The organism is Streptomyces sp. NPDC036764 (genome assembly GCF_055609385.1).
Genome location: NZ_JBVJPT010000001.1, coordinates 461,153 through 481,498 on the forward strand (window position 1 = coordinate 461,153; position 20,346 = coordinate 481,498).

The following is a 20,346-nucleotide window of genomic DNA, read 5'->3' on the forward strand; positions in this document are numbered from 1 at the left end:
CCGTCCGAGGGCGCGGGCTCTCAGGGCCGGGGGATCCGGGGATCAGGGACGCCTGCTGACCCGGTGTCCGGTCCGGCCCCGAGAGCCTGTCGTCACGGTGCAGCCCTCAGCGGCGGGGCCGGCGCAGGGTGCGGAACTGGGGGCCGTACGTGCCCCGGCCGGAGGGGATGGGGGTCTCCATCAGTTCCACGGCCGGATTGTGCAGTCCGCGCATGGTGCGGATGCCCGCGCCCAGGGTGCGGTGGCCGCCGCCCGCCCAGGCCGCGTCGAGGGAGTCCAGCACCGTGCTGTACATGGCGTCGAAGCGGAACAGCAGGCCCCCGACATGGGCGGACGTGGCGCGCCAGCCGCCGACCGGGACCGGGGCCATGGGGCGTACGTCGGGGAAGGGCACGGGCGGGCCGACGAACCTCCAGCCGTCCTCGGTCTCGCGCAGCTCCCTGCCGTGGTAGATCTCCCCGAAGGCGTAGTAGTGCGCCGGACGGTCGTCCGAGAAGGAGTCGGTCGGGGAGCTCTCGGTTCCCTCGCCCTGCTCCCTGATGATCTCGATGGCGTGCTCGACGTCGTCGAGGGTGCGCACCGGGCGCAGTTCGTCGGAGTCGATGTGCTGGGTCACCTGCCCCCGCGTCGACAGGTCCGGCCGCACCGCCCTGAACGCCGCGAGCATGCCCTCGTAGAACTCCCCGACGGTGGGGGAGGCCTGCACGCTGCGGGCGAGCGGCACCTCGGGCGCCTCGATCGCCATCATCACGTCGCGCACGAAGGGCTTGGTGAGGCCCGACAGATAGACGGTCACTCCGGCGCGCACCCCGCCGGGCAGCGGACCGGGGTACGCGGGCGCGGCGGCCTTGATCTGCGGCCTGCCGCCCACGGCCACGAGCAGGTTGCAGACGATGCCCAGGTGGTACATCTCGTCGCCGACGATGCGCCGGATCATGCGCGCGACCTCGCTGCGCTGGTCCTTGACCGACCACCAGCCGCACAAGTAGGGCGGGATGGTGGCGAGTTCGAGCCCCACGGCGACCTGAAGGGCGGACCTGAGCCAGGCGACCCCGCGGCTGTCCTCGGGGACGGCCATCAGGCGTGCCACGGACCCGGGGCCGGTGGCGGCCTGCACGGGTGCCTGCGCCACTGCCGGTGTGCCCGCCACCTCGTCCGCCGGTGGCACGGCCGCCTGTGCGGGCCCGGCGACCGCGGCCGGCGCCCCGGCCGCCACCGCGGCCGACGCCAGGAACCTCCTGCGCTTGAACGGAGCAACCGCCGGCTCGTCCGGCTCTTCGCCCATACCCGTCAACCTCGCCTCAGCTCATAGGGACGGCCCCGGCTCGGCCAGCCGCACCGCATCGGGACCCCTCCGACAGCTCGCGAAGCTAGCAGCGATCATCGCCGTCACCAGGGCACACGTGCCGAACGGCGCATCGACCACCCTGTCGGTCCAACGTCCACCAGACCGAGGGCGCGAACACCCCGGCGACCCGCCGGGGGACGTGGGCGAAGGACTCAGCGCGGCGCAGTCCCACGCGGGGCGGCCGTGCTCGACCGCTGCACCAGCCGCGTGGACAACTCCGTCCGCGTGCTCTCCGGCCGGTCCCCGTCCATCATCCGCACCAGCAGCCGCAGCGCCGTCGCCGCCATCTCCGACAGCGGCTGGCGGACCGTGGTGAGGGCGGGGGAGATCCAGCGGGCCTCCGGCAGATCGTCGAAGCCGACCACACTCATGTCGTCCGGCACGCTCAACTCCCGCTCCGCCAGGGCTTCGTAGACTCCGAGGGCCATCCGGTCCGAGCAGACGAAGACGGCCGTCGGCGGTTCGGGCAGGTCGAGGAGTTCCAGCATCCGGCAGTGCGCGACGCCCTCGTCGAAGCCGGCGTGTCTGACGTACTCGGGACGGTGCCGCACCCCGGCCGAGGCGAGCGCCGAGCGGTAGCCGGCCACCCGGGCGGCGCTGCACATCTTGCGCTGCTGACCGGCGATGACGGCGATGCGTTCGTGACCGAGGGCGAGGAGGTGCTCGGTCGCCGTCACGCCGCCGTTCCAGTTCGCCGCGCCCACCGACACCACCTCCGGCGGCGGCTCCAGCACCGGGTCGATCATCACGTACGGGATGCGGTGCTGCTCCAGCCACGCGTACTGCGACGCCGTCAGCTCGGCCAGATTGAACAGCACCCCGGAGGAGCCGCGTGCGATGAGCTTGTCCAGCCAGCCCCGTTCCGGCCGCGCGCCCCGCGTCCGGGTCAGCCCGGCCGAGACCACCACCTCCAGGCCCGCGTCGTGGGCCGCCGCCTCCACCCCGTGCAGCACCGCGCCCGACCACGAGTTGTCGAGCGAGTGCACGACGAGGTCGACCAGGCCGGGCGTCTTCGCCGCGTCGAAGCGCGGTCTGCGGACATAGCCGAGCCGGTCCAGCGCCTCGGTGACCCGGCGACGGGTCTCCGGAGCCACGTCCTCGCGGCCGTTGACCACCTTGGAGGCGGTCGGTACGGACACCCCGGCCTCGCGGGCCACGACCGCGAGGGTCGGCCCGGCGGCCACGCTCGCACTGCCCGTACGGACCATCAAAACCGCCTCTCCGGCCCGCCCGAGGGCCATGAAAAGTTTCGACCAGCGCGGAAACAGTAAGCGCTTCCTACCCTAGGTTCGCCGCGCTGAGTCCGGAAGAGCCCGGAGTTCGCGGGAGTCCACGGGGCGCGATTTTCGAAACTTCGAACAGGCCCTGGGCCTACAGCGGGTTCGACCTCGCCGCCGCCCGCGAGATGTTGGTCAGGGTCTTCTACCCGCTCAACAACCAGTTCCTCAACGACCACAACGGCGCCTGCATCACCAACTACTGGGCCAACTGGGACCTGTGCAACTTGGCCTCGGTGATGGCCATCGGGATCCTCACCGACAACGCCGCCAAGTACGACCAGGCCGTGAACTACTTCAAGAACGGCGCCGGAAACGGCGCCCTCCGCAAGGCAGTGCCCTTCCTTTACTCCGGCGTCGAGGGATACGACCTCGGCCAGTGGCAGGAGTCCGGCCGCGACCAGGGCCACACCGTGATGGGCATGGGCCAGATGGGTGCCCTGTGTGAGATGGCCTGGAACCAGGGCGACGACCTCTACTCCTACGACGGCCGCCGCTTCCTGAAGGCCGCCCAGTACGTGGCCAGTACAACCTGGGCAACAACGTCCCGTGCACCACCTACAACTGGGGGACCGGTCAGAACTGCGCCCCGCAGTCACAGACCGTGATCAGCTCCTCCGGCCGCGGCCAGGTCCGCCCGGTCTGGGCCATGCTCCACTACCACTACAACCGGCGCCTGAACCTCGACGACAAGTACATCAGCCAGATGTGCTCCTCGGTCGCCCCGAGGGCGGCGGCGGTGACTACGGCACGACCAGCGGCGGCTTCGACCAGCTCGGCTTCGGCACGCTGATGTACGCCAAGTAACCGGGTACGCCGAACAGCCCTCTCATCCGCTCGTGCGCCGGAATACCGGGCCACAATGAGTTGCTCTGATCTTCACGGTGCACGAGCGCGGTGAGGAGGCTGGTGGACGAATGACGGCAGTCCAGGCAGACCCCGTGGTGAGCACGCCCTACGGTTCGGTACGGGGCCGGTATGAGAGGGGCGTCGCGGTGTTCCGGGGCATCCCCTACGCGGCGCCCCCCTTCGGCCCGCTGCGGTTCCGGCCGCCCGTGCCGCCCGAACCGTGGGAAGGGGTGCGCGAGGCCGCGGCCTTCGGGCCGACCCCGCCGAGGCCCCCGTACTCGGAGGCGTTCGCGCAGTACCTGTCCGACCCGGTCGTGCCCGGCGACGACTGCCTCAACCTCAACGTCTGGACGCCCGAACCCGGCCCCGGCGCCCGGCTCCCGGTCATGGTGTGGCTGCACGGCGGCGCCCTGACCCGCGGCTCCTCCGGCATGCCCGTGTACGACGGGCGAGCCTTCGCCCGGGACGGTGTCGTCCTCGTCTCGGTCAACTACCGGCTCGGCGTCGAGGGCTACGGCTACTTCCCGGACGCCCCCGCCAATCCCGGCCTGCGCGACCAGCTCGCCGCCCTGAAGTGGGTCCACGAGTCCATCGCGGCCTTCGGCGGCGACCCGGACCGCGTCACCCTGTTCGGGCAGTCCGCCGGCGCGATCAGCATCGGCGCGCTGCTCGCCGCCCCGCAGGCACAAGGCCTGGTCCGGCGGGCGATCCTGCAGAGCGGCCCGCCCGAGGTGGCCGAGCGGGACAAGGTACGGCGCATGGTGCGCCGGATGGCCACCCGGCTGAAGATCCCCGCCACCGCCGCCGCCTTCGCCGAGGTCGACCAGGAGCTGCTGCTGCGCACCCAGGCCGAGGTGGGCCGGCTGAGCAGCCCCGTGGTGGGCGGGCCCGCGTTCGGGATCGTCGTCGACGGCGACATCGTGCCCGGCGACCCGCTGAAGGCGCTCACGGAGGGTGACGCCGCGGCCGGCGTCGAGCTGATGCTGGGCTGGACCCGCGACGAGTACCGGCTGTGGCTGGTGCCCGGCGGGCTCCTGGAGCGCGTCGACCGGCTCGGCGCGGTCGCCCTGGCCGGCGCCATGGCCCGCTGCCGCGTCGGCGCCGACGTGCCCCGCGGCTATCGCGCCCTGCTCCCGCAGGCCGGCACCGCCGAGATCGTCGGCCAGATGGTCACCGACCACCTGCTGCGCATCCCCCTGCACCGCCTGGCCGACGCCCGCCCCGGGTCGTCGTACGTGTACGAGTTCGCCTGGCCCTCCACCCTCCCCGACCTCGGCGCCTGCCATGCGCTGGAGCTCGGTTTCGTCTTCGACACCGGGGACGTGCCCGAGTCCCGCAAACTCGCCGGCGAGGGGGCCCCGGCGGAACTGGCCCACGAGATGCACGGGGCCTGGGTGCGGTTCGCGGCGGACGGCGACCCCGGGTGGCACGCCTGGGACGACACGCGTCCGGTACGGGTCTTCGGCGACGGCGACACCCACACCGCGCACGGCCCGCGCGACGCCGAACTCGACCTGTGGGCCGCCGCCCAGCCCCGGCAGCCGGGCCCGGCAACGGACCTGGCCGACGGCTCACGTGGCACCGAGCTGCGGTCGGTCGTACGGCGGCTGCGCCTGCCGGGCGCGGTCCGCAGGCACTGACCCGGACGCCGCCACCCTCTGCGGGAGCCGGCGTGGGGACCTACGACGTCGCCCCCAGCGTCCGCGCGATGGACCCGATCGCCTCGGGACCCACCCGGCAGCACCCGCCGATCAGCCGCGCCCCGGACGCCCGCCAGCCCTGGACCTCCGCGGGCGTGAAGGTGGAGCGGCCGTTCCAGGCGCGCGCCTCGGCGTTCCAGGCCTCGCCGCTGTTGGGGTAGACGACGACGGGCTTGCCCGTGACGCGGGCGGCGGTCTCCACGGCGGCCTCGACGTCCTCGGGCGCGCAGCAGTTCACGCCGACTGCGATGACCTCGTCGGCGTCGGCGGCGAGTGCGAAGGCCTCCTCCAGCGGCTGCCCGGCGCGGGTGCGGTCACCGGCCACGGAGTACGACAGCCAGGCCGGGACCCCGAGCCCGCGCACCGCCCGCAGCAGCGCCTCGGCCTCGTCGGTGTCGGGGACCGTCTCCAGCGCCAGTACGTCGGGCCCGGCCCCCGCCAGCACCTCCAGGCGGGGCCGGTGGAAGCGCTCCAGCTCCGCCACGCTCAGCCCGTACCGCCCCCGGTACTCGGAGCCGTCCGCGAGCATCGCCCCGTACGGTCCGACCGACGCGGCCACCCACAGCGGCCGGGCGACCCCCTCGGCCTGCGCCCGCCGAACCGCTTCGCGGGCCAGCTCCACGCTGAGCGCGATCAGTTCGGCCGCCCGCTCGCGCCCGACGCCGCGCTTGGCGAACCCCTCGAACGTGGCCTGGTAGCTGGCGGTGATCGCCACGTCGGCGCCCGCCTCGAAGTAGGCGAGGTGCGCCTCGGTGATCGCCTCCGGCACTTCCGCGAGCAGCCGCGCCGACCACAGCTCGTCGCTCAGGTCGTGCCCGGCGGACTCGAGCTGGTTGGACATGCCGCCGTCGAGCACGACGGTCCCGGCGGCGAGGGCTTCGGCGAGGGTGATGGTGCTGGTCATGGTGACGACGGTAGTCGAGGCGGGACGGGTGACCGGGATGTGAGACGGCGGGGAGGGGTGCGCCCGGGGCGCTGGCCGGCCGTGGGCCTCAATGGCCTCGCACCGGGGGTCACGGGCCGTGGGCCTCAATGGCCTCGCACCGGGGGTCACGGGCCGTGGGCCTCAATGGCCTCGCACCGGGGGTCACGGGCCGTGGGCTTCAACGGCCTCGCGCCGGGGGGACTGGCCGTGGGCTTCAACGGCTCGCGCCGGGTCACCGGCCGTGGGCCGCGAAAGTCGCCCCCGCAGGCGGTCACCGGCCGTGGGCCCCGAAAGTCGCCCCCTGAGGCGGTCACCGGCCCTGTGCCGCGTGCCGGCCTCCCCGCCGCCGTCCCCGTCCCCGCAGCAGCCCCGGCCCCCGCCCCTCTCCTCGCCTGCGCAGTGTCGCCGGCATGGCGAGCCCCACGAGCAGCCCGGCGGCGAGGACGTAGGGCCACCAGCCGAGGCCGCTGTCCGCGGCGGACGCGGTGCGCGGGCCGGGGGAGGTGTCGGCTGCCGTGCGCGGGCTGCCGGAGCCGGGGGAGGGGCTCGCGGTGACGGCCGTGAGGACCACGTCGTTGCCGTCGCCGCCCCGGTAGGAGATGCGGTAGGCGGTGTCGCCGAGCTGGAGCTTCGCGCCCTCCGCGAGGCCCGCGAAGGTGCCGGTCGTCCGCGCCCGGCCCCGGTGGTCGAGGACCGTGATGCTCCGGGCGGGCGTGGTCGCCCCGGCGAGGGACGCCAGGTCCAGGTCCCCGGCCAGGCGTACCGCGCCCGTCACCTTCAACGAGCCCTGGCGCAGCACCAGTTCACCCTTCGGCGTCTGCGTGTAGTCACCGGAGACGGCCGGGCCGCTCGTGACGACGCCGTCGTTCGTCACCGCGCCCCGCACGGTGCCCTTGCCGGTCAGTGTCGTCGTGACGTGCAGGCCCGAAGTGCCCACGTCCAGGCGGGAGTTCGGTGAGCTGAGCGTGATCCCCCTGCTGCGGGCGAGTGTCGCGCCGCCGCGCAGGGCCAGCGTGCCCCGCTCGACCGTCGTGCGGCCGGTGTACGTCACCGCCCCGCCCGTCAGCGTCGACGTCGCGGACCCGGTCTGGGTGAGCGACCCGCTGCCGCTGATCCGCGACAGGGACAGCGGCTTGTCGACGTTGTTCAGCACCAGCGAACCGTCGTTCACGACCTTGCTGAGCGCGCCCCGGGTGTACAGCCCGCCGTCGCCGCCCCGTCTGCCGCTGCCCAGGCGCAGCACCGCGCCCTTGCCGACCGTCGTCGAGCCGTCGTAGTACTGCACCGCGGCGAACGTGACGTCGTTGCCGCGCGTGCCCTTGATGACGATGTCGCCGGCTCCGGGTGCGGACAGCGTGTCGTGGAACCTGCCGCCGCCGATGGGCGCGCCCAGCGTGACAGGGCCGTCGTAGTCGAAGGTGAGCCGTGAACGGGAGCGTGCCGCGAGGAGGTTGATGTAGACGGTCTCGGCGGTACCGGGCATGAAGATCTCGTTCGTCGTCCCGTCGCCCCACTGGACGTCGGCGCCCTTGATGTTGGTGCCGCGCTTGTTGACGTTCTTGCGCGCGGGCGTCCAGTTCAGGGCCGGGTCGCTGAGCGAGGGATCGGTGTCGCCGCCCCGGTCGGACCAGCGGTACTGACCGGTGAGGACGACCTTGCCGCCCGGCCGGGACTGGACGTTGATGTCGCTGCCGTACTCGCGCTGGTAGAAGTCCATGCCCATGGTGACGGTCCGGCCCAGCGGGGTGTCCACGGTGAAGGTGCCCTGGTTGAGGATCTTGCGCACGTTCGGCAGCGACGTCGCGAACTCCGGTCGTCCGGCGTTGACCTGCGTGCCGTTGTCGATCACCCCGGAGAAGGGGTGGGTGCCCGACAGGTCCCAGGTGCCCCACAGGAAACGCGGCTGGGTGATGAGCCCGGAGCCGCTGATGGTGCCCAGGTTGTAGGCGCTCCTCAGCGACAGCCGCAGTGTGCCGTCGACCCGGATGTTGTCCTGGTTGAGCCGGAACGCCGGGGTGCCGTAGGGGAAGTGGCCGATCAGCCCGGCCGTACCGCCGTCGCCGTACTGCAGGGTGGCTCCGCGTTCCACCGTGATCGCGGGCGGGTCCGGGTGGGTCGTCGTGACGTACGGGTGGTTGCCGCCGAGGACGCTCACCTGCTGCCGCTGCCGGGACTTCGGCAGGGTGAAGTCGCTGTCCCTGGTGAGGACGAGCGTCCCGGTGCCGCGCACGGTGAGTGTGCCCTCGCCGCGGAACACACCGCCGTATGTCGTCGTTCCGGCCGGCACGGTCACCACCGTGTCGCCGCTGAGCGTTACGTCCCGGCCCCCAAGAACGTCGGCGGATACGTCCCGTGGGCCGGCTGCCACCGCCGGGGGAGCGGTGACGGCCAGGGCGGCCATCGCTGTCAGGGCGCCGGCGGCCGCTGCTGTTCTGTGAGTGAGACTGCGCACGTCATAGGAGACGGGCGGGACAGCGGCCGATAACAGAAAATCGCCCATCCGGAGAAAGCGCTCTCTCCCGTCCCGTCGAACCCGTTGACCTCCCGGTGGCACGCCCTTACCTTTTCGGCGTTCGGAATGACAGATTGCGTCCGTCATCTCGAACACTCCCCCCATGTGAACCCGAGAGGCAGTCCGCATGAGCCGCGAAGACGACCTGCCCGAAGTCCCCAGCCGCAGGCTGCTGTTGAAGGGCGCCGCGGCCGCCGGCGCCCTCGCCGCCGCCTCGGCCGTCCCCGGCGTCGCGCACGCCGCCCCGCCGAAGGCCGCCCCGTACGTGAATCCGCTCGTCCGCAACCGCGCCGACCCGCACATCCACCGTCACGCAGACGGTTTCTACTACTTCACCGCCACCGCCCCGGAGTACGACCGCATCATCCTGCGCCGCTCCCGCACCCTCGCCGGCCTCGCGACCGCCGCCGAGTCGGTCATCTGGACCAAGCACGCGACCGGCGACATGGGTGCCCACATCTGGGCGCCGGAGATCCACCGAATCGGCGGCAAATGGTACATCTACTTCGCCGCGGCTCCCGCCGAGGACGTGTGGAAGATCCGCATCTGGGTGCTGGAGAACTCCCACCGCGATCCCTTCCAGGGAGTTTGGGTGGAGAAGGGCCAGTTGAAGACGGCGTGGGAGACCTTCTCCCTCGACGCCACCACCTTCACCCACCGGGGCAGCCGCTACCTCGCCTGGGCCCAGCACGAGCCCGGCATGGACAACAACACCGGCATCTTCCTGTCGAAGATGGCGAACCCCTGGACCCTGACCGGCCCCCAAGTCCGGCTCACCACCCCGGAGTACGACTGGGAGTGCATCGGGTTCAAGGTCAACGAGGGACCTTCCGTCATCGCCCGCAACGGCCGCCTGTTCATGTCGTACTCGGCGTCCGCCACCGACTGGCACTACTGCATGGGCCTGCTGACCGCCGACGCCGACGCCGACCTCATGGACCCGGGGAGCTGGTCCAAGTCGCCGACCCCGGTCTTCACCACGAACGACACCACCAAGCAGTACGGCCCCGGCCACAACTGCTTCACCGTCGCCGAGGACGGCCGCAGCGACGTGCTCGTCTACCACGCCCGCCAGTACAAGGAGATCGTCGGCGACCCCCTCAACGACCCCAACCGCCACACCCGTGTCCAGCGCCTCAACTGGAACCCGGACGGCACCCCGGACTTCGGCATACCCGTGGCGGACACAGCGGCGGACACGACCGCCGCGCCCGTGAAGGAGAGGGCCTGAGATGAGACGTACGTACGCGCTGCTGCTCGCCGTGTGTCTGTCCCTGGCCGGCGCCCTGGCCACCGCCGGCCCCGCCCAGGCGGCACCTCAGACGGTCACCACCGGCACGCAGTTCACCGACACCTTGGGCAACCCCGTGCACGCCCACGGCGGCGGTGTCCTCAAGGTCGGCTCGTACTACTACTGGTTCGGCGAGCACCGCAACGCCGACAACACCTTCCGCTACGTCGACGCCTACCGCTCCACCGACCTGAAGAACTGGGAGTTCAGGAACCACGTCCTGACCCAGTCCAGCGCGTCCGAGCTGGCCACCGCCAACATCGAGCGCCCGAAGGTCATGTACAACGCCGCCACCGGCAAGTTCGTCATGTGGATGCACAAGGAGAACGGCACCGACTACAGCGAGGCCCGCGCCGCCGTCGCCGTCTCCGACACCGTGGACGGGAACTACACCTGGCAGGGCAGCTTCCGCCCGCTCGGCCAGCACATGTCCCGCGACATCACGGTCTTCGTCGACACCGACGGCACGGGCTACATGGTCTCCGCCGCCCGCGAGAACTACGACCTCCAGATCTACCGCCTGACCAGCGACTACACGGGCATCGCCGCCCTGGTCGCGGACCCCTGGCACGGCGGCCATCGCGAGGCACCGGCCCTGTTCAAGCGGAACGGCGTCTACTTCATGCTGACCTCGGGCGCCACCGGCTGGAGCCCCAACCAGCAGCAGTACGCCACCGCCACGAACATCGCCGGTCCGTGGACCGCGATGACGAACGTCGGCGACTCCACGGCCTACGGCTCGCAGACCGCGTACGTCCTCCCGGTGCAGGGCACTTCGACCACGTCGTACCTCTACCTGGGCGACCGCTGGGGCAACTCCTTCGGCGGCACCGTCAACGACTCCCGCTACGTCTGGCTGCCGCTGACCTTCCCCTCCTCGACCTCGATGTCGATGTCCTGGTCCCCGGAGGTCACCGTCGACACGGCCACCGGTTCGATCAGCGGAGCCGGCGCCACGTACAACACCCTCGTCGCCCGGCACAGCGGGCGCTGCGCCGATGTCACCGGCCAGTCCCAGTGGGCGGGCGCCCAGCTCAAGCAGTACGACTGCAACGGCGGCACCAACCAGAAGTACTGGTTCAAGTCCGTCGGCAGCGGCTACTACCAGCTTGTGACACGGCACAGCTCCCTGTGCGTCCAGGAGAACGCGAGCACGGTGACCCAGGAGAGCTGCAACGTCTCCGCCACCGGCCAGCAGTGGTCGCTCACCACCACCGGCTCCTACGTCAGCGTCGTCTCCCGCGCGAGCGGCGAGTGCCTGGACGTGAACGGCGCGTCCACCGCCAACTCCGCCGCGATCATCACCTACACCTGCAACGGCGGAACCAACCAGCAGTGGACGCGCGGAACGTGAGATGCCGTCAGACGAGCAGGTCGATCGCGTCGATCGCCGTGCCCGCGCTGAGATAGCCCGTGGTCCCCGAACCGCTCACCACGTCGATCCGCAGCACGTTGTACTGGCCGGTGTCCGTCTGCCAGGCGGACGCCGGCACGCTGTAGGTGAACGTGTGGTTGTTGCCCCGGTAGGAGCCGTTGGTCAGCGACCGGGTGTTCGGCTGGGCCGGCGGGGAGGGGATCGCGGACGTCCAGGTGCCGTTGACCGCGACCTGCGGCCGGCCGTTGGCGTACGCCGTCGTCACCCCGATCCGCAGGGTGTGCGCGGCCGCCGCCTGGGCCGCCGTCAGCTTGAAGTACACCAGGATCCCGCTGTTGACGTCCTTCCACAGGTAGCAGGGGAAGGACGCCGTCTCGTTGTTGCCGACGACCACGTTGCCCGTCCAGGAGGCGGCGCGGACGTCGGAGGGGTGCGCGTACGTCATCAGGTCGGCGTTCTTGAAGCCGCTCGGTGTGCCGTTCCAGTCGCCGATCCGCCAGATGGCGCTCGCGTTGCCCGGGTCGTTCGAGGACGGGATCGCGATCGTGTTGAGGGTGGTCGTGCCACCGGCCGAGACCGTCACCGAGCCCGTGTACACGGCGAGTTCGCCTTTGAAGACCGTCAGGCTGTACGTCCCCGGCAGCACACCCCCGATCGAGAAGTAGCCGTCCGAAGACCGCGCCGAACCCCAGTACTGCGCCGCCGAGTTGGCGAGCCCGACCGTGTACGGGTACGCCGTGTTCCGCCCGGAGATCCCGACCCCGGCCACCCGACCGCGCCCGCCCGCGCCGACGTACCCGGACATGCCGAGCGAGTCCGCCCACGAGGTGGTGAGCGTGCCCGGGAACAGGGAGGAGGAGGGCGCCCCGCCGTCCGTGAGGGCGATGACGTAGGGGCCCTGGAGGCCGAAGCGCTGGGCCTCGGTCTGGTTCTGGCCGTAGTACAGGATCTCGTAGAGGCCGCCGCCGTCCGCGCTCTGGTGGCGCAGCAGCGAGCGGTAGAACGGGCCGCCGGACGCCTTCTCGTGGTTGCTGCGCACGATCCACAGGCCGACGTTGCTGCCCGTCCAGCGGTAGAACGGGCCGCCGGACGCCTTCTCGTGGTTGCTGCGCACGATCCACAGGCCGACGTTGCTGCCCGTCCAGCCGATGTAGTCGTAGTCCATCACCCGGCGCCTGGAGTAGTGCTTGGAGCGGGTCTGGCCGTCGGATTTCGCGAACACGTCCGAGGCCTCGATGGTGCTGCTGGTGTACGTGTAGGAGTCGGGCTCGTCGTTGAGGAACAGGCCCTTTCTCACGCGCAGGATGTAGCGGGTCGCGGAGACGGACGTGTCGGCCTTGTTGGTCCACAGGTAGACGTTGTTCTCGCCGCTGCGGGCCGCGTAGTAGTGCCGCAGAGTGCCGTACGCGACCGAGATCAGGATCGTCGAACCCGACTGCCTGACGGACACGGTGGAGGCGCCGAGGCCGGACTCGATGTGCGAGTTCATGCCGCCGTAGCCCTGGTACTCCGTGCCGCGGTAGACCAGCGAGGTCAGGTCTCCGTTGGTCTTGCTGACCTTGAAGACGAGGTTGGCGCCGGTGTCGACGACGTAGTTCGAACCGTCGTCGCTCCAGCCGAAGGCCGCGGCGCGTGCCGTACCGGCGAGGGCCGCCGTGCCGGCCGCGGCCGTGGCGCCGAGGACGAAGGTGCGGCGGCGAACGGATCTTCCAGTGGATCCGGACATGGGGGTGCCTCCTTCGGAGTGTGGGGTGCGGGTGTTGTGCAGGGTGACAGTTGAATCGATTTCGCGAAAGGGCTTGTGGCGAGCCGGTACTGGGCAATTGTGCGAAGTGGTGCCGCGATCTAGAAAGCGCTTGTCGAAACGGGTACGGTCCAGGCGCACGCCGGGACCGGTCGAGCGAGGAGTCGCGCATGAGACGTTTCAGCACCGCCGTACTGGTGGCGGCCACCCTGGGCGCCCTGCTGACGGCGGGCCCCGCCCGTGCCCAGGCCAGGATTCACGGCGACTGCACCGCCACCGCTTGCCACTTCGACGTCCCGCCCGGCACCTACGACGTCAAGGTCCTCCTGGGCGGCGAGGCCGCGTCGAGCACGAGCGTCAGCGGCGAGACCCGTCGCGCCCTGCTCCCCGATACGGCCGTCGCGGCCGGTGAGCGCGTCGCCCGCAGTTTCACCGTGAACGTCCGTACACCGGAGGGCGAGCCGACCGGCGCCGAGGGCACCCCCGGCCTGGACCTCGTGCTGGGCGGTGCGGCCCCCGCCCTGGCCGGCATCGAGGTCACCCCGGCGCACCGGACCCGCCGGCTCTTCCTCGTCGGCGACTCCACGGTCTGCGACCAGCCGGGCGAGCCGTACTCCGGCTGGGGTCAGCAACTCCCGCAGTACCTGCGCAGGGGCCTGTCCGTCGCCAACTACGCCGACTCCGGTGAGAGCACCGTCAGTTACCTCGCCGACGCACGCCTGTTCGCCGCCGTCCAGCAGCGGATCCGCCCCGGCGACCTCGTCCTGATCCAGCTCGCCCACAACGACAAGACGACCGACGAGGCGACGTACCGCGCGAATCTGGAGACACTGGTGGCCGGTGTCCGCGAGAAGGGAGGCGAGCCGGTCCTCGTGACTCCCGTCGTCCGCCGCTGGTTCAACTCCGACGGCACCCTCAACAACGGCACCGCCCTGCTGGTGAACGGCCTGGGCGTGGATCACCCCTCGGTGGTCCGCTCGGTCGCCGCCGCCCGGGACGTGCCCCTGATCGACCTGACGGCGAAGACCAAGGCGCTGGTGGAGTCGCTCGGCGTCGAGGCCTCCAAGGCGCTGTACCTCTACAACGAGAAGCGGGACAACACCCACACCTCGGTACACGGCGCCACCGTGTACGCGAGCCTGGTCCGCGAAGAACTCGTCGCCCTGCATCTGGTGCCACAGGGCCTGGTGCGGGTGGGATGAAACCCCTGGGGCGTCCCGACCGGAACCGGGGCGCCCCAGGCCTGAACCGAGCCGCCAGGAAAGAGACCGATGCACCTGCCCCCGGACGACCGCACCCGCAGCCCCCGCACCGGCTACACCCGCGCCCACTGGGAGACCGCCGCCGACGCCCTGCTCGCGGCGGTGGAGCCGTACGCCACCGAGGACCGCGCGCTCTACCACTTCCCCGGCGACCACGAGAGCTGGTCGGGCCGCCTCTCCGACGGCCTGGAGGGCTACGCCCGCACGTTCCTGCTGGCGGCGTTCCGCCGGGACGAGACGGCGTTGGAGCGTTACGCCGACGGCCTCGCGGCCGGCGTCGCCGGTGTCTGGCCGCGCATCGAGGACCGCGGCCAGCCCCTGGTCGAGGCGGCGTCGATCGCGCTCGCGCTGCGACTGACCCGGCCCCTGCTGTGGGACCGACTGGACGAGGGGGTGCGGCAGCGCGCGGCGGCCTGGCTCGGGGACGCGCTGACCGCCGAAGCATGGCCCTGCAACTGGGAGTTGTTCCCGGTGACCGTGGGCGGCTTCCTCCAGGAGACCGGCCACCAGGCCGACGCCTCCCGCAAGGCGATCGAGCGCGGGCTGGAACGGATCGAGGACTGGTACGTCGGCGGCGGCTGGTACACGGACGGCGACGGCCGTAAGTTCGACTACTACAACGGCTGGGCCATGCACCTGTACCCGGTGCTGCACGCCTGGCTCGAACGCGACGAACGCCTTCTGGACCTGTACGGCGGCAGGCTCGCCCGCCACCTGGAGGACTACGCCCGCCTGTTCGGCGGCGACGGCGCCCCGATGCACCAGGGCCGCTCCCTGACCTACCGCTTCGCGACCACGGCCCCGCTGTGGCTGGGCGCGCTGACGGGCCGTACCCCGCTGTCGCCGGGGGAGACACGCCGACTGGCCTCGGGCGCGCTGAAGTACTTCCTGGAACGGGGCGCGGTGGACGCGAACGGGCTGCTGACCCTCGGCTGGCACGGCCCCGACGAGGCGCTCCTGCAAGGCTATTCGGGCCCGGCGTCCCCCTACTGGGCGAGCAAGGGTTTCCTCGGCCTGCTCCTCCCGGCCGACCACGAGGTGTGGACGGCGGCCGAGGATCCCGCCCCCGCCGAGCGCGCGGACGCGGTCACCGCGATCGCCGCCCCCAACTGGCTTCTGCAGTCGACGAGTTCGGACGGCCTGGTCCGCCTCCACAACCACGGCAGCGAGGACGTCCGCTACGACCCGTACTACACGCGCCTCGCCTACTCGACGGCGACGCGGCCCGCACCGGCGTACGACAACAGCGTGATCGTCGGCGACGACCCGAGCCGCACGGACATCGTGCCGCTGGGCGTGGGGGAGGGCTGGGCCGCCTCGCGGCACTCGGTCGGCGACGGGGTCCGGGTCACCAGCGTGGTGCTCGCACACGGGGCCGCGGAGGTACGGGCCCATCTGGTGGCGGGGGCGGAGGCGGGAACGCCGGTGCGGGTCACGGGCTGGGCCGGCCACGACGGCGTCCGCGCGGAACTGCGCCCCGCCGCCGGTCTCGACGACGACCTCACCGGCGTCACCGGCGACCGCCCCACCCTCTTCGTCGCCCTCGCCCGCCTCACGGCCGAACCGGAACCCATGCCGCTGGACGAACTGGTGACCGTGCACCTGGACGGCGAGGACGGGATCTGCGTCCGCTGGAGCGACGGCCGTGAGGTCCGGGCACGGTTGAGGGACGGCGAGGGTGTCGGCGTGCGGGCCTGAGCGGTCTCCCCGGACGAACTAGGGCTTGTCCCGCCTGGCCGTGCTCCGCCCGGAGAGGCCCGCGCGGTCGAGTGACCTGGCGACGGCGGGCAGGTCCCGTGGGTCGCCGTCGGCGTCGGTCGGGCGCAGTCGCTCCAGCAGCAGCGGTGCGTCCAGCCGGTATGCCTCGGCCTCGGCCAGGACGTCGGCCGCGCCCGGGCCGGGGGCCGTGCCGTCGATGTGGACCTCAAGCGCCCTCAGCACGGCGTCACGGTCGACGAAGTCGCTGAGGCCGCAGTCCAGGCCGTCGTCCTTGAGGCTGTCGGGGTAGGGCGCCCGGCTCCAGGCCCCGTTCTCGTACCAGTAGACGCAGCCCAGTTCGTACCCCTCGAGCCGGTCGCGCAGCTCCTCGTAGGGCAGCCAGTCGGGGCCTCCCGCGAGCATGTCGATCGGCGGCTCGTGCCACTTCACGTCGCTCGACTCGTCCTCGCCGTAGAGCACGAACCGGCCCTCGCCCATCCGCGACATGATCCACCAGGTGCAGCCGCAGTCGTCCCAGTGCAGGCCGTCCTCGTCGATCCAGTGGCCGGTCCTGTGAACGGTCGGCGTCTCCTCCGCCGAGGCCGTCGCCTCGACGGAAGCGATCAACGCCCACCGCGCCCACAGCACCTCCCCGGACGGAAGGTCCTCCGGCAGCCCCGGTCGGTGAATGGCCATGTGTTCCCCCGAGTCGTACGTGTCGCGGTGATGATCGCCGCAACATTACGACCTTCCCCGGGCCGCGTGCGCCGCACGTCACTTCGGTCTGCACCGAAGTGACCGGGGCCTAGCGTTGCGAACAGGAACGGAAGACCGCCGCCGCACAGGGAGACCGTCGTGACCACCTTCGCCGAACTCCACCGAGGCGATGAGCCCCTGCTGCTCCCCAACGCCTGGGACCACGCCTCCGCCGCGGCGCTCGCCGTCCGTGGCTTTCGCGCGGTCGGCACGACCAGCCTCGGCGTGGCCGCCGCCGTGGGCCTGCCGGACGGGGCGTCGGCCACCCGCGACGAGACCCTCCGGCTGGCCCTCACCCTCGGCTCGGGACCGTACCTCCTCTCCGTCGACGCCGAGGACGGCTACAGCGAGGACCCGGACGAGGTGGGGGAGTTCGCCCGGGAACTCGTGGCCGTGGGGGCCGTGGGGATCAACCTGGAGGACGGTCTCGGCTCACCCGCGCTGCACGCCGCGAAGATCGCCGCCGTCAAGGCCGCCGCACCCGGACTCTTCGTCAACGCGCGCACCGACACATACTGGCTGGGAGAGGGGGACAAGGGGGACACCAGGGCCCGGCTGGACGCCTACCAACAGGCGGGTGCCGACGGGGTGTTGGTGCCCGGACTCACCGAACCCCATGAGATCGCCGCCCTGGTGAAACACCTCGACGTCCCCCTCAACGTCCTCTACTCCCCGACCGGCCCCACCCTTCCCCAGCTCGCCGACCTGGGCGTCCGGAGAGTCAGCCTGGGCTCGCTGCTGTACCGGCGGGCGCTGGGCGCGGCGCTGGAGACCGCGCTGGAGATCCGCGAGGGGTGCACGCCGCGCGGGGTCGTCCCGTCCTACGGCGAGGTGGACGCGCTCAGCCACCGCAGCGAGCCGGCTCATGGCGAGGCGGTCGACGGCGAAGCGGCTCGGAGCGACGTGACTCACAGCGACGAGCCGTAGGTTCCTGTTAGCCTTGACTCTTTCCCGGGTATCACACCCTTTGGACTCATCACCGGCGAGGGACCGAGGAACCATGACCATGGACATCCCCGGCGACAGGCGACTGGCGGCCGCCGTCGTGATGGACGACCAACAGCGGGTGCTTCTGGTGCGCCGCAGCGAGAAGGAGCGGTTCCTGCCCCGGGTGTGGGGCGTTCCCTGCGGAAAGCTGGAGCCCGGCGAGAGCCCCGAGGACGGCGCCCTGCGCGAGCTGAAGGAAGAGACCGGCCTGCTCGCCGAGATCGTCCGCAAGGTCGGCGAGTCCTCCTTCCTCAGCGACTACCGAGGGCACGAGATCAAGAACTGGCAGGACAACTTCCTGGTCAGGCCCCTGACTCGGGCGATCACCCTGCCCGAGCCCGACCAGGACCACGCCTGGCTCGCCCGTGCCGAGCTGACGACCGTCGAGATCGACGAGTACAACCTCGACATCGTCCGGCAGGCTTTCACAGAGTTCTGAGCTGCTCCGCCAGTTCCCGCAGCGCCCCCAGATACTCCGCCGTCGTCAACGGCACTTTCGCGACCGCGCCCGGATGCGGGCCCGCCGCCGTGAACACATCGGTGTGCGGCCGTCGTTCGGCGCCCGTCTCCAGGAACAGCGTCACCGTCGGCCGGTCCGTGTCGCACCAGGCCCGATGGAGGGTGTGCGCGGGCAGGGCGTAGGAGCTGCCCGCCGCGTACTGGCCGAGATGCGTCAGTCGCAGTTGCGCCGGGCCCGCCGGCTCCAGCACCCAGTTCGCCGACCGCTGCGCCAGCGACTCCTCGTAGCGCGCTGCCGCGATGCCGCCGTCACCGACCTCGTACAGCTCCATGGCCAGTCGGCCGCGTACGACATAGGACGCCAGCGGTGAGCGGTGGTTGTGGATGTCCTCCTTGCCGATCGCCCCGGCGCCGGGATGCCACACATGTGCGCGCAGCATCTGCCGCGGTCCGCCGTCGATCAGCAGCAGCTTGTCGAAGCCGAGGACATGCCGGTACGACAGACGGGCGCAGGCGTCCGGATCCCCCTCGCCCGAGGCGAGTTCGGAGATCAGCTCCAACAGCCTCTCGGGGGAGCCGAGTTCGGTGACGACCGCGCGGGCCGCGGCCACCAGTTCGTGCTCGGGCAGTTCACCGTCCAGCGACCCGTCCAGCAGCCTCCGTGCCGCCAGGACCTGCCGACCGCCCATGCACTCATCCTCCAACGCCCGCTCGTCACAACCGACTTCAGCCACGCGGCTGGTACATCCATACGGCATGCGCACGCAGCGCCGACAGACCTTGATAGGTCATCCACATCGGCCGCCTGCGCTCGGTGGCCGCGTCCCGCGCCCACAGCCAGATGCCGTCGGTCTGTCCCGCCCACACCGCTGCGACGGCCCCCTCCAGCCGTACCCGAAGCTCCTCCTCCAGGCCTTCGGCCCGGGCGATCTCCAGCGCGCTCGGCGAGAGCAGGGCACGGGCCAGCCAGGAAGCGGTGAAGTGCCGTACGTTCAGCACCTCGTGGCGCGCGGGGTCGTCCGTGCGCGGGCGGCGCACCTCCTCATGGAGGTTCGCCAGATCCGGACAGGTGTCGTGCGGCGCGTCCGGGCACGACAGCAGCCAGCGGATGCCGTCCTCACGTGCGGCCCGGGCGCGTTCGGCGCGTGCGTCGCCGTCCTCGCCCAGCACCCGGGCGGCCCGGTCCAGGGCCACGACGGCCTGCGCGGTGTGGAGCGGGGACGGCCTGCCGTACGGCGGCTGCAGCCGGTAGCCCCAGCAGCGCAGATGGTCGCGGCGAGGGTCGCCGATCGCGCCGTCGGCGAGGGCCTCGCGCAGCAGGGGCAGTACCTCGGAGCGGGGCGCGGCACGCAGCAGGCCGCGCAGTACCGTCGTCACGACATGGGTGGACTCCCGCCCGGCGCGGTCGAGTTGCCGGGTGAACCCGTCGGTGCACCGGTCCACCTCGGCCGTCAGCCGCTCGGCGGACGCGCCCGCCCGGGCCAGCGCCCCCAGCACCAGCGCGGTGACCTCCGGCCGGGCCTCGGAGCCCTGCGAGCGCGCCGACCAGCCGCCGTCCGGGAGCCGCAGCCGCCACAGTGTGTCCACCAGATCGCCGGTGCTCAGCCGTCCCTCGGGCACCCCGAGGTCGAGCATGATGTGCAGGCCATAGGCGGTGCCGACGGGGGTGGGCCGCGACGGCGTGTCCTCCCCGAGGGAGTGCGGCCAGCCGGTGAGCCGCCCGTGCTCCGGGTCGTCCACGACGGACACCTGGTCGACGAGGGTGTCGTAGGCGGTGGCGAACACGGCAGGGAGCGGGCCGGGCGCGCCCGGGGCCATCGCGCCGGGCCCCACGGTGGGAGGCGGAGCGGAGCCGGCGGCCGCTGCCCGCGCCCGCAGCAGCCCCGCCGCCAGCCAGGCCGCGACGAAGGTGCCGATCCCGCTGACCCCGGAGATCAGATACCGGGCGGCCGAACCGTCGATGGAGTCCGGCAGCACACTGAACAGGAACTGGAACACGCCGTACCCGGCGGCCGCGGCCCCGAGGCCGCCGAGCCAGCCGACGAAGCGCGCCGGGGGCGAGGCGTCGGGGTGGTCCGCGTCGGGAGTGGGCGGTGCCGGGTCGAGCCGACGGGGCCTCAAGGGGCCGCGTCCGAGCTGCTGTTGGGACAAGACGCTTTCCCT

Annotated in this window: 15 protein-coding genes and 1 pseudogene; 8 read left to right on the plus strand and 8 right to left on the minus strand. The window is 71.8% G+C overall.

The features are described 5' to 3' along the window. Window positions 1-106: 106 nt before the first annotated feature. Both ACZ69Q_RS01995 and ACZ69Q_RS02000 read right to left on the minus strand, forming a co-directional pair. A complete protein-coding gene (locus ACZ69Q_RS01995; RefSeq protein ID WP_471034671.1) occupies window positions 107-1,285 on the minus strand; it encodes a ferritin-like domain-containing protein in 1,179 nt (392 codons plus the stop codon). 215 nt (window positions 1,286-1,500) lie between these two features. Next, window positions 1,501-2,556, minus strand: a complete 1,056-nt coding sequence (locus ACZ69Q_RS02000) for a LacI family DNA-binding transcriptional regulator (protein ID WP_471034672.1) — start codon at window positions 2,554-2,556, stop codon at window positions 1,501-1,503. A 164-nt stretch (window positions 2,557-2,720) separates the two neighbouring features. Here ACZ69Q_RS02000 and ACZ69Q_RS02005 point away from each other — a divergent pair. Next, a pseudogene (locus ACZ69Q_RS02005) lies at window positions 2,721-3,432 on the plus strand (alginate lyase family protein); the annotation flags it as partial. A 110-nt stretch (window positions 3,433-3,542) separates the two neighbouring features. After that, on the plus strand, window positions 3,543-5,114 hold the full coding sequence (locus tag ACZ69Q_RS02010; RefSeq protein ID WP_471034674.1) for a carboxylesterase/lipase family protein: 1,572 nt from the start codon (window positions 3,543-3,545) through the stop codon (window positions 5,112-5,114). 40 nt (window positions 5,115-5,154) lie between these two features. Here the strand turns inward: ACZ69Q_RS02010 and mmuM are convergent, their stop codons facing one another. Beyond that, window positions 5,155-6,078 (minus strand): homocysteine S-methyltransferase, encoded by a 924-nt coding sequence (gene mmuM / locus ACZ69Q_RS02015; protein ID WP_471034676.1) that lies wholly within the window; start codon window positions 6,076-6,078, stop codon window positions 5,155-5,157. A gap of 331 nt (window positions 6,079-6,409) precedes the next feature. Next, window positions 6,410-8,500: an autotransporter gene (locus ACZ69Q_RS02020; RefSeq protein ID WP_471034678.1), complete on the minus strand. Its 2,091-nt coding sequence runs from the start codon at window positions 8,498-8,500 to the stop codon at window positions 6,410-6,412. A gap of 238 nt (window positions 8,501-8,738) precedes the next feature. Between ACZ69Q_RS02020 and ACZ69Q_RS02025 the strand changes: the two genes are divergently transcribed. Together ACZ69Q_RS02025 and ACZ69Q_RS02030 are read left to right on the plus strand one after the other, a co-directional pair. Further along, window positions 8,739-9,842 (plus strand): glycoside hydrolase family 43 protein, encoded by a 1,104-nt coding sequence (locus ACZ69Q_RS02025; protein WP_471034682.1) that lies wholly within the window; start codon window positions 8,739-8,741, stop codon window positions 9,840-9,842. Window position 9,843: 1 nt separating this feature from the next. Next, window positions 9,844-11,256 (plus strand): RICIN domain-containing protein, encoded by a 1,413-nt coding sequence (locus ACZ69Q_RS02030; protein ID WP_471034686.1) that lies wholly within the window; start codon window positions 9,844-9,846, stop codon window positions 11,254-11,256. 7 nt (window positions 11,257-11,263) lie between these two features. Here ACZ69Q_RS02030 and ACZ69Q_RS02035 read toward each other — a convergent pair whose 3' ends face one another. Beyond that, window positions 11,264-13,003 (minus strand): rhamnogalacturonan lyase B N-terminal domain-containing protein, encoded by a 1,740-nt coding sequence (locus tag ACZ69Q_RS02035; protein WP_471034689.1) that lies wholly within the window; start codon window positions 13,001-13,003, stop codon window positions 11,264-11,266. 188 nt (window positions 13,004-13,191) lie between these two features. Between ACZ69Q_RS02035 and ACZ69Q_RS02040 the strand changes: the two genes are divergently transcribed. Then, a complete protein-coding gene (locus ACZ69Q_RS02040; protein ID WP_471034691.1) occupies window positions 13,192-14,223 on the plus strand; it encodes a rhamnogalacturonan acetylesterase in 1,032 nt (343 codons plus the stop codon). A gap of 69 nt (window positions 14,224-14,292) precedes the next feature. Then, window positions 14,293-15,981, plus strand: a complete 1,689-nt coding sequence (locus ACZ69Q_RS02045; protein ID WP_471034695.1) for a DUF2264 domain-containing protein — start codon at window positions 14,293-14,295, stop codon at window positions 15,979-15,981. An 18-nt stretch (window positions 15,982-15,999) separates the two neighbouring features. Here the strand turns inward: ACZ69Q_RS02045 and ACZ69Q_RS02050 are convergent, their stop codons facing one another. Further along, a complete protein-coding gene (locus tag ACZ69Q_RS02050; RefSeq protein WP_471034698.1) occupies window positions 16,000-16,677 on the minus strand; it encodes a hypothetical protein in 678 nt (225 codons plus the stop codon). Between the two features lie 159 nt (window positions 16,678-16,836). Here ACZ69Q_RS02050 and ACZ69Q_RS02055 point away from each other — a divergent pair, with 159 nt between their 5' ends. Both ACZ69Q_RS02055 and ACZ69Q_RS02060 read left to right on the plus strand, forming a co-directional pair. Beyond that, complete coding sequence (locus tag ACZ69Q_RS02055; protein ID WP_471034703.1) at window positions 16,837-17,664, plus strand: isocitrate lyase/PEP mutase family protein; 828 nt, start codon at window positions 16,837-16,839, stop codon at window positions 17,662-17,664. Between the two features lie 73 nt (window positions 17,665-17,737). Next, window positions 17,738-18,163, plus strand: a complete 426-nt coding sequence (locus tag ACZ69Q_RS02060) for an NUDIX hydrolase (RefSeq protein ID WP_471034705.1) — start codon at window positions 17,738-17,740, stop codon at window positions 18,161-18,163. On the opposite strand, the gene ACZ69Q_RS02065 is transcribed toward ACZ69Q_RS02060, so the two are convergent. Together ACZ69Q_RS02065 and ACZ69Q_RS02070 are read right to left on the minus strand one after the other, a co-directional pair. Continuing rightward, entirely contained in the window at window positions 18,150-18,872 is a 723-nt protein-coding gene (locus tag ACZ69Q_RS02065; protein ID WP_471034707.1) for a hypothetical protein, read from the minus strand. The genes ACZ69Q_RS02060 and ACZ69Q_RS02065 overlap by 14 nt on opposite strands. Window positions 18,873-18,909: 37 nt before the next feature. Next, window positions 18,910-20,334, minus strand: coding sequence for a hypothetical protein (locus ACZ69Q_RS02070; RefSeq protein WP_471034709.1), 1,425 nt, complete (start codon window positions 20,332-20,334; stop codon window positions 18,910-18,912). Between the last annotated feature and the right edge of the window lie 12 nt (window positions 20,335-20,346).